The 15,452-nt window shown below is 39.6% G+C and carries 11 protein-coding genes; 9 read left to right on the top strand and 2 right to left on the bottom strand.

The annotated features are described in order from the left end of the window. A partial coding sequence (locus F3G76_RS01830; protein ID WP_149705998.1) for a 3,4-dihydroxy-2-butanone-4-phosphate synthase occupies positions 1 to 88 on the bottom strand: 88 nt, incomplete at its 3' end. 391 nt (positions 89 to 479) lie between these two features. Between F3G76_RS01830 and F3G76_RS01825 the strand changes: the two genes are divergently transcribed. Genes F3G76_RS01825 through F3G76_RS01805 form a run of 5 tightly spaced genes read left to right on the top strand, consistent with a single transcriptional unit; the run spans position 480 to position 8,532 of the window. After that, positions 480 to 1,493 carry a bifunctional 3,4-dihydroxy-2-butanone 4-phosphate synthase/GTP cyclohydrolase II gene (locus F3G76_RS01825; protein ID WP_107856915.1) on the top strand — a complete coding sequence of 338 codons (1,014 nt, stop codon included), beginning with the start codon at positions 480 to 482 and terminating at the stop codon, positions 1,491 to 1,493. Positions 1,494 to 1,503: 10 nt separating this feature from the next. Next, entirely contained in the window at positions 1,504 to 3,057 is a 1,554-nt protein-coding gene (locus F3G76_RS01820; RefSeq protein WP_149705753.1) for a type I restriction-modification system subunit M, read from the top strand. Next, positions 3,054 to 4,313, top strand: coding sequence for a restriction endonuclease subunit S (locus F3G76_RS01815; RefSeq protein WP_149705752.1), 1,260 nt, complete (start codon positions 3,054 to 3,056; stop codon positions 4,311 to 4,313). Before F3G76_RS01820 ends, F3G76_RS01815 begins: the two co-directional genes overlap by 4 nt. A gap of 5 nt (positions 4,314 to 4,318) precedes the next feature. Next, positions 4,319 to 5,440 carry an AAA family ATPase gene (locus F3G76_RS01810; protein ID WP_149705751.1) on the top strand — a complete coding sequence of 374 codons (1,122 nt, stop codon included), beginning with the start codon at positions 4,319 to 4,321 and terminating at the stop codon, positions 5,438 to 5,440. Further along, positions 5,437 to 8,532 (top strand): type I restriction endonuclease subunit R, encoded by a 3,096-nt coding sequence (locus tag F3G76_RS01805; RefSeq protein WP_149705750.1) that lies wholly within the window; start codon positions 5,437 to 5,439, stop codon positions 8,530 to 8,532. Before F3G76_RS01810 ends, F3G76_RS01805 begins: the two co-directional genes overlap by 4 nt. 36 nt (positions 8,533 to 8,568) lie before the next feature. On the opposite strand, the gene F3G76_RS01800 is transcribed toward F3G76_RS01805, so the two are convergent. Then, entirely contained in the window at positions 8,569 to 9,027 is a 459-nt protein-coding gene (locus F3G76_RS01800) for a methylated-DNA--[protein]-cysteine S-methyltransferase (protein ID WP_149705749.1), read from the bottom strand. A gap of 122 nt (positions 9,028 to 9,149) precedes the next feature. On the opposite strand from F3G76_RS01800, the gene F3G76_RS01795 reads away from it, so the two are divergent. From F3G76_RS01795 to F3G76_RS01780, 4 genes are read left to right on the top strand one after another with little or no spacing between them, the layout of a single operon-like run. Beyond that, positions 9,150 to 11,735 (top strand): bifunctional aconitate hydratase 2/2-methylisocitrate dehydratase, encoded by a 2,586-nt coding sequence (locus F3G76_RS01795; protein ID WP_149705748.1) that lies wholly within the window; start codon positions 9,150 to 9,152, stop codon positions 11,733 to 11,735. Positions 11,736 to 11,771: 36 nt separating this feature from the next. After that, on the top strand, positions 11,772 to 12,983 hold the full coding sequence (locus F3G76_RS01790; protein WP_149705747.1) for an ankyrin repeat domain-containing protein: 1,212 nt from the start codon (positions 11,772 to 11,774) through the stop codon (positions 12,981 to 12,983). Between the two features lie 8 nt (positions 12,984 to 12,991). Further along, a complete protein-coding gene (locus F3G76_RS01785; protein ID WP_149705746.1) occupies positions 12,992 to 13,738 on the top strand; it encodes an SDR family NAD(P)-dependent oxidoreductase in 747 nt (248 codons plus the stop codon). 9 nt (positions 13,739 to 13,747) lie between these two features. After that, entirely contained in the window at positions 13,748 to 15,451 is a 1,704-nt protein-coding gene (locus F3G76_RS01780; protein ID WP_149705745.1) for a Na+/H+ antiporter NhaC family protein, read from the top strand. Position 15,452 lies beyond the last annotated feature (1 nt).

Genomic DNA, 15,452 nt, shown 5'->3' with positions numbered 1-15,452 from the left:
TGATAGCAAAATTTACCTTTTGCATGTCGCTACTAGCTGCCGAAAAGACTAGATCGCCCTCGTTTTCGCGATCCTCATCATCGACCATAACGATGAGAGCCCATTTTGGCTCGCGTTTTTAAATAAAAATATTTAAATTTTTAAGCCTACTTATCAAACTATACTTTTTTATTTAATGTAAATTTCAAGTATCTTTCATATCGTCATTAGCGAACTAAAATAGCAATTTGTTTTTGTCTGAGGCATATTTTAAAATTTAAAGTCAAAATTTGTTTTATCGCGCAAATATACATTTAAATTTTTGTGCCTATATGAGATAAATTTATCATGCCAAATGGCTAATATCAACCTTAAAAGCTTAAATTTTGGTGTAAATTCTATTTTTCTCAAAAGTGATTACCGGCAAAGAAAAAATATGGTTTTTATCTTTTGATTATCAAAATATCAATATAATCGTAAAAATTTATAAAAGGATAATTATGGCACTTGAAAATGTATTAAGAGCGATTGAGGATATAAAAAATGGAAAAATGGTCGTTATGGTCGATGATGAGGATCGCGAAAACGAGGGCGATCTAGTCTTTTCGGCAGCTAGTAGCGACATGCAAAAGGTAAATTTTGCTATCACTCATGCAAAGGGCGTGCTCTGTCTCGCGATGGACGAGGCAAACGCTAAAAGGCTTGATCTGCCGCTAATGGTAGCCAAAAACACTTCAAGCCACGAGACAGCTTTTACAGTCACGATCGACGCAAAAGACGCAACAACGGGCGTTAGCGCATATGAGCGCGATATGACGATCAGGCTTGCAGCAGAGGCCAGCTCAAAGCCTGAAGACTTCGTGCGTCCAGGACACATTTTCCCGCTCATCGCTAAAAATGGCGGCGTGCTTGTTCGCACAGGCCACACCGAGGGCTCAGTCGATCTTTGCAAGCTTGCTGGCGTTAGCCCGATGGCTTCGATATGTGAGATCGTAAAAGAAGATGGCACAATGGCAAGGCGCGACTATCTAGAGGAGTTTTGCAAGAAATTTGGGCTAAATATGATCAGCGTTTCTGACCTGGTTGAGTATAGACTAAGCCACGAAAGCCTCATAAGAGTTGGCGAAAAAAGTGACGTCAAGATCGCAGACTGCGCGGCTATAAGATACGATATCACCGATCACAAAGGCAAAATCCACTCAGCTTATCTTTTTGGCGAGCCAAAGAGCAAGGCAAATGTCAAATTTCAAAAGATCCTTGCCGATCACGAGCTTTTAAGCAGTCCAAAATACGAAGAGCTTTTAAAAACTATCAAATTTCTAAGCCAAAATGGTGGAATTTTGATCTTTTTAGATAGCGACAACTCAAACACAAGCAAAGACTACGGCATCGGAGCGCAAATTTTAAATCACTTTGGCGTAAAGGATATCGAGCTTCTAAGCTCAAATAAAAATAAAGAATTTGTAAGCTTAGCCGGTTTTGGGCTAAATATAGTCGGTTATAAGGAAATTTAAAGGAGATAAAATGAGCGAAGAGGCACAACGCAGAGCCTTACAAAATCAAATTTGGAGCATCGCAAATGAAGTAAGGGGTGCTGTTGATGGCTGGGACTTTAAACAGTATGTCCTCGGAACTTTGTTTTATAGATTTATCAGCGAAAATTTTACCGACTACATAGAGGCTGGAGACGAGAGCATCGACTACACTGGCATGGGCGACGATGAGATAGATGACGAGCAAAAAAGGGTCATTATAGAAGAAAAGGGCTACTTCATCTATCCTAGCCAGCTTTTTAAAAATGTCGTAAAAAATGCCTCAAATAATGAAAATTTAAATACCGATCTAGATCAAATTTTTAAAAGTATCGAAGGCTCAGCGGCTGGGTTTGAGTCAGAGCAAGATATCAAAGGACTTTTTGCTGACTTTGATACGACTAGCAACAGGCTTGGCAATAGCGTCGCAGATAAAAATAGAAGGCTTGCTGCTGTTTTAAACGGAGTTGCTTGGCTTGATTTTGGTGATTTTAAAGATAACCACATCGATCTTTTTGGCGATGCTTATGAGTTTCTCATCTCAAACTACGCTGCAAATGCTGGTAAGTCAGGCGGCGAGTTTTTCACTCCGCAAAATGTCTCAAAGCTCATCTCTGAGCTAGCCATGCACGGACAAGAAAGTGTAAATAAAATTTACGATCCAGCTTGTGGCTCAGGCTCACTACTTTTGCAAGCTAAAAAGAGATTTGACAAGCATGAGGTAGAGCAGGGCTTTTTTGGACAAGAGATCAATCATACGACATTTAACCTTGCTCGTATGAATATGTTTTTACACAACATAAATTTCTCTAAATTTCACATCGAGCTTGGCGATACTCTTTTAGACCCAAAGCTTCAGGATGATAAGCCATTTGACGCCATCGTCTCAAACCCTCCTTACTCTATAAACTGGATCGGCAGCGATGATCCGACACTTATAAATGATGCTAGATTTGCCCCAGCTGGCGTGCTAGCACCTAAAAGCAAGGCAGACTTTGCCTTTATCATGCATGCTCTTAGCTACCTTTCTGCAAAGGGGCGAGCTGCTATCGTTAGCTTTCCTGGCATTTTTTATAGAGGCGGCGCTGAAAAGAAGATACGTGAGTATCTTGTAAAAGAAAATTTCGTCGAAACCATCATCGCCCTAGCGCCAAATCTATTCTACGGCACATCGATCGCTGTAAATATCCTTGTGCTCTCAAAGCACAAAAGTGAAAATAAAACGCAGTTTATAGACGCTAGTGAGTTTTTTGAAAAAAGAACGAACAATAACGTTTTAACAAGTGAGCACATTAAAAAGATAGTAGAAATTTTTGCTAGCAAAGAAGAGATCGCTCACGTGGCTACATCGGTGGATAATGATACTATCGCCCAAAATGACTACAACCTAGCAGTTAGCTCCTATGTCGAGCCAAAAGATACACGCGAGAAGATAGATATAAACGAGCTAAATTTACAGATAAAAGAGACCGTGGCTAAGATATCAAATTTACGCTCACAGATAGATGAGATCATCGCGCAGATAGAGCTGGATGGCGAGAGATGAGTAAAATTTTTGATCTGATAAATGAGCTTTGTCCGAATGGGGTGGAGTTTGTGGAGCTTGGGGAGATTGCGGATATTGTTCGTGGTGTTACATATGATAAGAATTTGGAGATCAATGGTGAGCATGAGCAAGGAATTAAAATTTTAAGAGCCAATAATATTAATCTTGATTTCACTTTAAATTTTGAAGATTTAAAACAAATTAAAGAACTACCTTGTAACTCTAGCCAAAAGAATTTAATGCAAAAGGATATTTTGATATGTGTTGCAAGCGGAAGTAAAGAGCATGTGGGTAAAGTCGCATATTGTTTTGAAGATACCGATTGTTTTGCTGGCGGTTTTATGTCTATAATAAGAGCTAAACAGGTTATAAACGCTAGATTTTTATTTTTTATTATGTCTAGTAGTACATTTAAAGTATATTTAGAAAAAGTCTTAACTTCATCTACAATAAATAATCTAAACAATACTATCTTGAAAAATTTTAAACTCCCTGTGCCTCCGATGGAAGTGCAGCGTGAAATAGTCCGTATCTTGGACTCTTTCACGCTTCTTACAGCAGAGCTTACAGCAGAGCTTACAGCTAGAAAAAAGCAGTATGAATTTTACCGCGACTTTCTTTTAAATTTTAACGAAGGTCAAAGTGAAATTGAATGGGACATTATAGACAATATTTTTATTATGAAAAATGGCTATACACCTTCAAAAGCAAATAAAGATTTTTGGGAAAATGGAACTATATCTTGGTATAGAATGGAGGATATACGTGAAAATGGCAGAATTTTATCTGAGTCCATACAAAAAATAACACCTCAAGCTGTTAAGGGAGGTAAATTGATCCCTAAAAATTCAATTATTGTCGCGACTACCGCGACTATTGGCGAGCATGCGCTCGCAATCGCTGATTCATTTTTAATGAATCAGCAATTCACGTCTTTTACAATACGTGAATTGCTAAAAGACAAACTTGATATCAAGTTTGTCTTTTATTATTTCTTTAAAATTTGTGAATGGTGCAAGCAAAATACAAATTCTAGTTCTTTTCCGTCAGTTGACATGGCTAAACTTAAAAAAGTAAAATTTCCTGTCCCATCACCTCAAACACAGCAAAAGGTTATTGAGATATTGGATAAATTTGATACGCTTGTAAATTCTATAACTGACGGCTTGCCACGAGAGATAGAGCTAAGGCGCAAGCAGTATGAATACTACCGTGAAAAGCTTTTAAATTTTACAGAACTTAAAAAGGAGATATAAGGCTTATGACAACTCTTAATGAAGTAGCAAATGAGTTGAAGAAGTGGAACAAAAAGACACAGTTAATCTATGCTTTTAATGGTACAGGCAAAACGCGGTTATCTGTGGAGTTTAAAAACTTAATAGATCCAAAAAGAGATGAAAATGATGATTTTAATCAAAAGAAGATCGTTTACTATAATGCTTTTACGCAGGATCTATTTTACTGGGATAATGATATAGAAAACGATATTGAACCAAAACTAAAAATACAGCCAAATGTTTTTACGGATTGGATATTTAAAGTGCATGGTCTAAGCGGAGAAGTTATTGATATTTTTCAACTTTATGTAAATAAAAAACTTGAGCCTAAATTTAATGAAGATTTTTCAGAAGTTTTATTTCATTTTGTGAGTGATAATACCCCTAATGATAATGTTAAAATTTCAAAAGGAGAAGAAAGTATTTTTGTTTGGAGCATTTTTTATGTGTTAATGAAACAAATAATAAGCGAATTAAATATAGCAGAGTCAGATAGTCGTTCAACACATGAATTTGATAATTTGGAATATATTTTTATAGATGATCCAGTTAGTTCGCTGGATGAGAACAATTTAATAGAGATGGCTGTCAATTTGGCTAAGAGAATAAAGGAAAGTGAATCGGATTTAAAATTTATAATCACCACTCATAGTCCCCTTTTTTATAATGTTTTGTATAATAGTTTCAAGACTGACGCAACTGCCAGAAGATTAATCTTAAAGAAAACGGAAGACGGAAATTATGATCTTGATAAGCAAGACAATGACTCGCCCTTTGCTTATCATCTTTATTTAAAGTCTGAGATAGAAAGAGCTATCGAAAATAATCAGATAAAGAAGTACCATTTTAATTTTTTAAGAAATATTTTGGAAAAAACTTCTACTTTTCTCGGTTATGAAAAATGGGCTGATTTATTACCAAATACTTCAGGTGGTGATTCTAAACCATATGAAACAAGATTGATTAATATTTCAAGTCATTCTAAACATTCTGCTGAAGAGTATTCTGAACCAACAGATAATGATAAAAGGGTATTGAAATTTCTAATGCAAGAGATAAATACTATGTATCATTTTCAAGATAACAAGTTAAAGAGAACAAAATGATAGAAAATAAAGTTATATTGGAATCTGAAAATTTCATCGTTTTAGATAAATATGAGAGATTGCCTCAGTCTTCAAGCTACCAAAGCGAAGCGGATATGGAGCGTGAGCTTATAGCTGACCTTGTAAAACAAGGCTATGAGTATAAAAAAGATATAAACTCTCAAACGGCACTTTTGCTAAATTTAAAAGAGCAGCTAGAGAGGCTAAATAACGTTAAATTTAGCCCGTTAGAGTGGAAAAGTCTAGTCGAAGAGTATATCGACAAGCCAAACGATGGCATAGTGGAAAAGACCCGCAAGATACAAGATGATCATATCTACGACTTTGTTTTTGATGATGGGCATATACAAAATATCTGCCTTATCGATAAAAAAGATATCGCTAAAAACAGCTTGCAGGTGATAAATCAATTTGAACAAACTGGCTCATCGCGCAACAGATATGATGTCACTATACTTGTTAATGGCTTGCCGCTCGTGCAAATAGAGCTTAAAAAGCGAGGCGTAGCGATAAGAGAAGCTTTTAATCAAATTCACCGCTACTCCAAAGAGAGCTTTAACTCATCAAATTCTCTCTTTAAATACTTGCAAATTTTTATCATCTCAAATGGCACAGATACAAGATACTTTGCAAACACAACCAAGCGGGATAAAACCAGCTTTGACTTTACTATAAACTGGGCAAATTCAAAAAACGAAGCCATAAAAGATATAAAGGACTTTACGGCTACATTTTTGGCGAAAAATACGCTTCTTAGCATACTTAGCAAATACTGCATCTTTGACACAAACAACACCTTGCTTATAATGCGTCCTTATCAGATAGCGGCGACTGAGCGCATACTTTGGAAGATAAATAGCTCGCATAATGCTAAATGCTACTCAAAGCCAGAGGGCGGCGGCTTTATATGGCATACGACAGGATCTGGCAAGACGCTAACTAGCTTTAAGGCAGCTAGGCTTGCTACGCAGCTTGATTTTATAGAAAAAGTCTTTTTTGTGGTTGATAGAAAAGACCTTGACTATCAGACTATGAAGGAGTATCAAAAATTTTCAAAAGATAGTGTAAATGGCTCAGCTAGCTCAGCAGAGCTAAAGCGAAATACTCAAAAAGATGACGGAAAGATCATCGTGACAACCATACAAAAGCTAAATAACCTGATGAAGAGCGAAGATGATCTAAGCATATATCAAAAAGAGGTTGTTTTTATATTTGACGAGTGCCACAGGTCTCAGTTTGGCGAAGCGCAGAAAAATTTAAAGAAGAAATTTAAGAAATTTTATCAGTTTGGCTTTACTGGAACGCCGATATTTCCTCAAAATGCCATCGGAGCTGAGACTACGCAAAGTGTCTTTGGAAGCTCACTTCATGAATATGTGATAGTCGATGCAATTAGAGATGAGAAGGTGCTTAAATTTAAGGTTGATTATAACAACGTCGTGCCTAAATTTAAGAGCATAGAGACAGAAAAAGACGAGCTAAAACTAAGTGCAGCTGAGAATAAAAGTGCATTTTTGCACCCTGAGCGTATCAAAGAAATTTCAGAGTATGTGCTAGAGAAATTTCATCAAAAAACTCACCGTTTAAACGCAAGTGGCAAGGGCTTTAACGCTATGTTTGCAGTAAGCTCGGTAGAGGCAGCGAAGCTTTATTATGAAGCGTTTAAAAATTTACAAAGTAATCAAAAGCGAGCTTTAAAGATAGCGACAATATTTTCTTTTTCACAAAACGAAGAGCAAGATATGGTTGGCGAGATAGCTGACGAGGGCTTTGAGCCAGAGGCGATGGACGTTAGCTCAAAAGAGTTTTTAAACAGCGCGATAAAAGACTACAATGCCTACTTTAAAACAAATTTTAGCGTTGATGGCGGGTCGTTTCAAGACTACTACCGAGATCTAAGCGAGCGCACAAAGAAGCAAGAGATCGATCTGCTCCTAGTTGTGGGCATGTTTTTGACAGGATTTGACGCGCCTTGTCTAAACACGCTCTTTGTGGATAAAAATTTACGCTATCACGGGCTCATACAAGCATACTCTAGGACAAATAGAATTTATGGTGCTACAAAAACTTTTGGCAACATTGTGACATTTAGAGACCTAGAAAAGGCGACAGAAGATGCTATAACTCTTTTTGGTAAAGGAAGCACCAAAAGCGTCATACTCGAAAAAAGTTATAAAGAGTATATGGATGGCTTTACAGATGCGGTATCTGGCGAGGCAAGAAGGGGCTTTGTAGATGTAGTAAGCGAGCTAGAGGCGAAATTTCCTGATCCTACTAAGATAGAGACGCAAAAGGACAAGAAAGAATTTGTAAAGCTTTTTGGAGAGTATCTAAGGGTGGAAAATGCTTTGCAAAACTACGATGAATTTGTTGCTCTAAGGGCTTTGCAAGATGTAAATTTAGACGATGAAAAAGCAGTTTGTGAGTTTAGGGATAAATTTGGCTTAAGTGATGAACAAATCAAAGAGATGCAAAGCATAAAAGTGCCAAATGCAAGGGCTTTGCAAGACTATCGCGGGACATATAATGATATAAGAGAGTGGCTAAGAAAAGAAAAGGCTGGCGAAGAGAAGGAAAAAGAGAGGATAAACTGGGATGATGTGGTATTTGAGGTTGATCTACTAAAGTCTCAGGAGATAAATTTAGACTATATTTTGGGTTTGATATTTGAGCATAATAAAAAGATAAAAGATAAAGCAGCCCTTACTGATGAGGTGCGTCGCATCATCCGCTCGAGCTTGGAAAACCGCTCAAAAGAGGGGTTGATAGTTGATTTTATAAACCAAAGCGACTTGGATAAATTTAAAGACCGAGCCAGCGTGATAGAAGAGTTTTTTAAATTTGCAAAAGTTGTGATGAAAAAAGAGGCGGACGAACTTATCGCTTCTTTAAATTTAGATGAGGCTGGCGCAAGAAGGTTTATAAGCTCGTCGTTAAAGAGTGGCTTTGTTAGTCAAAGTGGAACGCAAATAGGTGAGATACTGCCTAAGATCAGCCCTTTAAATAAAAACTATCCAATAATCAGGCAAAAAGTCATCGACGAAATATCGCATTTTGTTGATAAATTTAAAGAGGTTGGCTCGTCGGTTTAAGAGGCGCTTTTAAGCAAAATTTATATTGCATTTGGCTTATTTATGCCTTGCTTCGTGCTCTAGTAGCCAAATTTTAGTTGGCAGACCCTCGCCGCCTGAGTAGCCACCAAGACCACTGTGAGAGAGCACTCTGTGGCAAGGAACGATGATAGGCAGTGGGTTTTTGGCATTTGCTGAGCCTGCTGCTCGGTAAGCGTTCTTGTGACCTGCAGCAAGTGCTAGGGCTGCGTAGGTGGTCGTTTCGCCGTATGGCACTTTTTGTAAAACATCATAAATTTTAGCTCTAAATTTGGTCGTTTTTATATCAAGTCTAACGCTAAATTTTTTAAGCTCGCCCTTAAAATAAGCCTCCAGTTCATCTAAACAAAGCTTTAAATTTTCATCTTTTACCGCAACTTTTTCAAATTTATCTACAAAATTTATCTCGCAAATTCCATTTTCACTAGCAACGATCTCTAAAATTCCAATGGGTGATTTTAGGTAGGCTTTTGACACATTTACTCCTTGAAATTTGAAATTTTGGGCAAATTTTACTTTAGATTGTTTTGCTTTTTGATAAAATGCAAGCAAAATCAGCGGTTTTGAACTAAAAACGAGCAAAATCACAAAGGAAATTTATGAGCTTTTTTACCGACTACGAAAAACACGTGAGTGAGCGAGAAAAAGAGGGCGTGCCACCGCTTGCGCTAAACGCCAAGCAAACAAGCGAAATTTGCGAGCTAATGAGATTTGCTGGCAGCTCTAGTGGCGATGAAAAGGCGCAAAACGAGCTAAAATTTCTTATAAATTTGCTCACAAATCGCGTAAATCCTGGCGTTGATGACGCGGCAAAGATAAAGGCAGAATTTCTTGGCGAGGCGATAGAAGGTCTTAAAATAGACGGCCTTGATGCGGTTCGTGCCATTAAAATTTTAGGCAAGATGCTTGGCGGATACAATGTAGAAATTTTGGTGCGAGCGCTAAAAAATAGTGATGATGTTATCGCGCAAGCCGCCGCAAATGAGCTAAAAAACATCATTTTGGTGCATGAACACTTTGACGAGATCGCAAAGCTAGCAAGTAGCAATAAATTTGCAAAAGAGGTGCTTCTTTCTTGGGCGAATGCCGAGTGGTTTGCACACAAAAAGCCACTTGATGAGTGCATAAAGGCAGTGGTTTTTAAGGTGCCTGGCGAGACAAATACTGATGATCTAAGTCCTGCAAGCGAGGCCTATACAAGGGCTGACATACCGCTTCATGCAAAGGCTATGCTCGTTAAAAAGATGCCTGAGGGGCTAGAAATTTTAAAAGAGCTAAAAAGTCGCGGTAAGAGCGTGGCGTATGTTGGCGACGTGGTCGGCACTGGCAGTAGCAGAAAGAGCGGTATAAACTCTATCCAGTGGCACTTAGGCGATGAGATAGAGGGCGTGCCAAACAAAAAAACTGGTGGCATCGTGATCGGCACGACCATAGCTCCGATATTTTTTAATACAGCAGAAGACAGCGGCGCACTGCCGATAGTTGCAAACGTAAATGAGCTAGAAATGGGCGATGAGATAGAAATTTATCCATTTAAAGGCGAAATTTACAAGCTTGCAGGCAACGAAAAAAAGCTCGTGGCAAATTTTAAACTTAGCCCAAACACCCTAAGCGACGAGATAAGAGCAGGCGGCAGGATACCTTTGATGATAGGTAGGCAGGTGACTAAAAAGGCTAGGGAGGTCTTGGGGATTGGCGAGGAGCAAATTTTCATAAAGCCAGATCAGCCAAAAGAGCTAGGCGGTGGCTATACGCTGGCTCAAAAGATGGTCGGTAAGGCTTGCGGTAAGGCTGGCGTGAGAGCTGGGACATACGTGGAGCCTGAAATTTTGACCGTTGGCTCGCAAGACACCACTGGGCCCATGACTAGAGATGAGATAAAAGAGCTTGCTAGCCTTAGTTTTGGCGCGGATTTTGTCTTGCAAAGCTTTTGTCACACGGCTGCTTATCCAAAGCCAAGCGACCTTGTGATGCACGAGAGCCTGCCAAAATTTATAAATTTACGTGGCGGCGTGAGCCTAAAACCAGGTGACGGCGTCATCCACTCGTGGCTAAACCGCATGGTCTTGCCTGACAGCGTTGGCACTGGTGGTGATAGCCACACGAGATTTCCTATTGGCATTAGCTTTCCAGCAGGTAGCGGTCTGGTGGCCTTTGCAGCGGTGCTTGGGATGATGCCACTAAATATGCCAGAGTCAGTTTTGATCAAATTTAAAGGCGAGCTAAAAGAGGGCGTGACGCTTCGTGATCTTGTCAATGCGATACCTTATTTTGCTATCAAAAAAGGGCTTTTAAGCGTTGAAAAGAAAAATAAAAAGAATATTTTTGCGGGCAAAATTTTAGAGATAGAAGGGCTAGAGAGCCTAAAAGTGGAGCAGGCATTTGAGCTAAGTGACGCTTCGGCTGAGCGCTCGGCGGCTGCTTGCGTGGTAAATTTAAGCGAGGCTAGTGTCGCGGAGTACGTTCGCTCAAACGTTGCGCTAATAGATGCGATGATAAAAGCAGGGTATGAGAGTCATGAAACGCTTGCGAGGCGAAAAGAGAAGATGCAAAAATGGCTAGAAAACCCAACTCTTTTAAGAGCCGACAAGGACGCAAAATACGCTGAAATTTTAGAGATTGATTTGTCGCAGATAGATGAGCCGATCCTCGCCTGTCCAAACGACCCAGACGACGTGGCAATGCTAAGTGAAATTTTAGCTGATAGCAAAAGAGCGCACGATATCGACGAGGTCTTTGTGGGTAGCTGTATGACAAATATTGGACATTACAGGGCGCTTGCTAGAATTTTGGAGCGTGAGAGCAAGCTTACTACTAGGCTTTGGATCGCGCCGCCAACTAAGATGGATAAAAAGACGCTTGAAGATGAGGGCGTTTATGAAATTTTTAAAAGGTTAAATGCTAGGACAGAGGTGCCAGGCTGCTCGCTTTGCATGGGCAATCAAGCAAGAGTGAACGATAATGCCATTGTTTTTTCGACCTCGACTAGAAATTTTGACAACAGAATGGGTATGGGCGCAAAGGTCTATCTAGGAAGTGCCGAGCTAGCCGCTGTATGCGCGCTACTAGGGCGTTTGCCAAGCGTTAGTGAGTATAAAAAAATAGTAAGAGATAGTCTTAGTTTAAATAAAGATCAAATTTATAAATACCTAAATTTTAATGAAATAAGCGAGTTTAGTATATAAATTTGTTACAATATCGCGAAATTTTAAGGAGCTTTGATGAAAAAAGTAGCTTTTTTTCTCTTTTTTATCAGTTTTCTTTTTGTAAATTTACACGCATTAGAGTGCAGTGACCTTGCTAAAAAAGAGAGCTTTAAAACTACTCCAAATGAGCTTGCTTATGCGAATGAGGGGCTATTTTATTGCGATGGCTCGCTTTTAAATTTAAAAGAGGTAAAAGAGCTTTTTGATGCGAGTGTGGCTGTTAGAAGCGAGTCTCAAAGCTGCGTTGGCGAGGGCGTTTATAGAGAAAATTTAAATAAATTTAGATGGATCTTGCTAAAAGCTTCGTTTGCTCCTGAAATCTACCAAAAAGAGCTTGCAAAGCCAGAGGTGGCTGAGGCTCAAAAAGACGCTCAAATGGAGTATTTTAGATACTGGGCGAATGAGAGCTTGTTTAACTTTTTAAAATATAAAAAATTCAGCGAAGCTTATAAAAACGCTCAAACTCCGCTGGTTAAATTTTATGAGGCTTTAGGCGTTGATAGTGCAAGTGCCGCTTACTACGCAACTAGCGTGATAAATGAGTTTTTAAGCTTTAGTGTCGGCAAAAAGGTAAATAAGGCTAAGGCTCTAACTTCTGAGCAAAAGATGATGGCTCAAAAGCTAAGCCAAGATGAGCTTGCAAATTTACTCTACTCAAAAAATTTTAGCACCGCTGAGCTTACAAATTTACTTGATATCGCACTGCTAAATGACAAAAGTGGCGACATGATAGAAGAGATCATAAGGCGCGGAGCTGATGTAAATTTAGGCGATGAGACACCGCTCTTTTTTACTCTTAAAAATTTAGAAAATGTAAAAATTTTGCTTAAAAATAGAGCTGATGTAAATCACAAAAATTTCTTTGGCAAAAGTGCGCTTTTTTACGCTGTGCAGTTTGAGGATGCGCCTCTTTGCGAGCTTTTGCTAAAGAGTGGGGCAAATGCAAACGAGAGCTATATAGACGAGCAGTCTAAGATGAATATGATAAATTTAGGCATGATGCAAGTAGAGGATACGTGCGGCCTGGAGCATACAAACAGAAGCGTTTTTATGCATGCAGCGGCTCACGCGACGCCAGAAATTTTAAAGCTTTTGATAGATAACGGCGCTGATATGAACACCACTGATGATGCCGGATTTAACGCGCTTGATTATGCGATTAAAGATAAAAATGAAAAAAATATTAAATTTTTAGAAGAGCTTGGCTTAAAGCCAAATTTTAATTAGGAAGAGATATGAAAAAGACAGCTTTTGTGACAGGTGCGACATCTGGCTTTGGCGAGGCGATCGCTAGAAGACTCTCAAAAGAGGGCTACAAGATAGTCGCTCTTGCAAGGCGCGAAGATAGGCTAAAAAAGCTTGCAAGCGAGCTTGGCGATACGCACATCATCGTAGCTGACATACGTGATAAAAAGGCTGTTTTTGACGCAGTTGATAGCCTGCCTGATAAATTTAAAGATATCGAAGTGCTTGTAAATAACGCTGGGCTTGCCTTGGGACAAGAAAAGACGATAGACGCAAAGGTTGAAGACTTTGAGACGATGATAGATACAAATGTAAAGGGTCTTATCTACTCGACAAAGGCCGTTTTGCCGCTACTTTACAAGCAAGAAAAGGGCTATATCTTTAACCTAGGCTCAACAGCTGGCTCGTGGCCGTATCCTGGCAGTAACGTTTATGGCGCTACAAAGGCCTTTGTAAAGCAGTTTAGTCTAAATTTAAGAAACGATCTAGTTGGCACAAATATCAGGGTGACAAACATTGAGCCAGGGCTTTGTAAGACTGAATTTAGCGAGGTTAGATTTAGAGGAGATAAAGCGAAGGCGGATAGTCTTTATGAAAATACAAATTTCATCACGTCTGAGGATATCGCGACTATTTTGGTAAATTGTCTAAATATGCCTGGAAGTGTCAATATAAACAGGGTCGAAGTCATGGCAAATACGCAGACTTGGGCTGGGCTTGCGATAGAAAAATTTTAAGGAGTTCTTGTGAGACAAATTTTATTATTACTATTTTTTAGTGCCACGCTTTTTGGAGTTGATCCAGAAGTCGCCAAAAGAAACGCACAAATTTACGGCGTATTCACACTTATACCACCAGTTGTTGCCATAGCGCTTGCTTTTATCACAAAAGACGTTATATTGTCGCTATTTATCGGTGTTTTTAGCGGAACGTTTCTTATAAATATCGTTAATGAAAATGTATTTATGGGCATCATCAAAGGCTTTACAGGCATCGTTTCAAGAGTGGTTGAGTCGATGGCTGATAGCACTGATGCTGGCATCTTGCTTCAAGTGCTTTGTATAGGCGGCGTGGTCGCACTTATCACAAAGATGGGTGGCACAAAGGCGGTTGCTCTTTGGCTTAGCAAAAAGGCAAAAACTGGCGTCTCAGCTCAAATTTCAACTTGGCTTATGGGTATCTTTGTATTTTTCGATGACTATGCAAACGCCCTAATTGTTGGTCCTATCATGAGACCAATAAGCGATAAATTTAAAATAAGCCGCGAAAAGCTAGCCTTCATCATCGACGCTACTGCAGCACCGATTGCTGGTATCGCTATCATCTCTACATGGGTCGGACTTGAGGTTTCGCTCATCGAAAAGGGCTACGAGCTTATCGGCGAGACTGGCATAAACGCTTATTCTATATTTATCGAGACCATTCCATATAGATTTTACAACCTCTTTATCTTATTTTTCATCGTCTGCACTGCCTTGATGCAACGCGAGTATGGTCCTATGCTAGCAGCTGAAAGACGCGCTAGAAAGGGTGAGCTTCACTCTGGCAAAACACAAATTCAAGACCTTGAAGATAAGACTCTTGAGCCAAAAGAAGGCGTAAAACTAAGCGCTTCAAATGCTATCGTGCCGCTTCTTGTGCTAGTTATCGGCGCATTTACTAGCTTTTATTTTAGCGGTCTTGCTGCGCTTGAGGGCGATACTCTTAAAAATGCACTTGCAAATCCACTTTCGTTTTCAACATTTAAAGATACTTTTGGTGCAGCAGACTCTGCTACATCGCTATTTCAAGCAGCATTGCTTGCTAGTATCGTGGCTATCGTCATGGGCGTTTGGCGCAAAATTTTTGACGTCAAAGAGGCCATTAGCACGTGGGTAAAGGGCTGGAAAACTATGATCATCACGGTGGTTATATTGCTTCTTGCTTGGAGCCTCAGCGCGGTTATCAAAGAGCTTGGCACTTCAAGATATTTGGTCGATCTACTAAGCGACTCAACGCCTAAATTTATCCTGCCAGTGGCTGTTTTCATCCTTGGCTCATTTATCAGCTTCTCAACAGGTACCAGCTACGGCACAATGGGCATTTTGATGCCTCTAGCTATCCCGCTAGCTTACGCAGTCGGCAAAAACTACGGCCTAGAGGGCGACGCGATGCATGCTTATATGATCGTAAATATCTCAAGCGTGCTTACTGGCGCTATCTTTGGTGATCACTGCTCGCCGATCTCAGATACTACGATACTTTCATCAATGGGTGCAGGATGTAGCCACATCGATCACGTCTCAACACAGATGATCTATGCACTTAGTGTTTGTGCGGTTTGTGTGCTTGTTGGCTACTTGCCGGTCGCACTTGGTCTTAGCGTTTGGATCGCACTTCCTTGCGGATTTTTAGCGATCTGGGCTTTGGTTAGATTTGTAGGCAAAAAAGTCGAAGAGAAAGCGGCATAAA

This window comes from Campylobacter concisus (assembly GCF_902460575.1).
GTDB classification, from domain to species: domain Bacteria; phylum Campylobacterota; class Campylobacteria; order Campylobacterales; family Campylobacteraceae; genus Campylobacter_A; species Campylobacter_A concisus_AW.
This window is presented reverse-complemented; position numbering and strand designations above follow the sequence as displayed.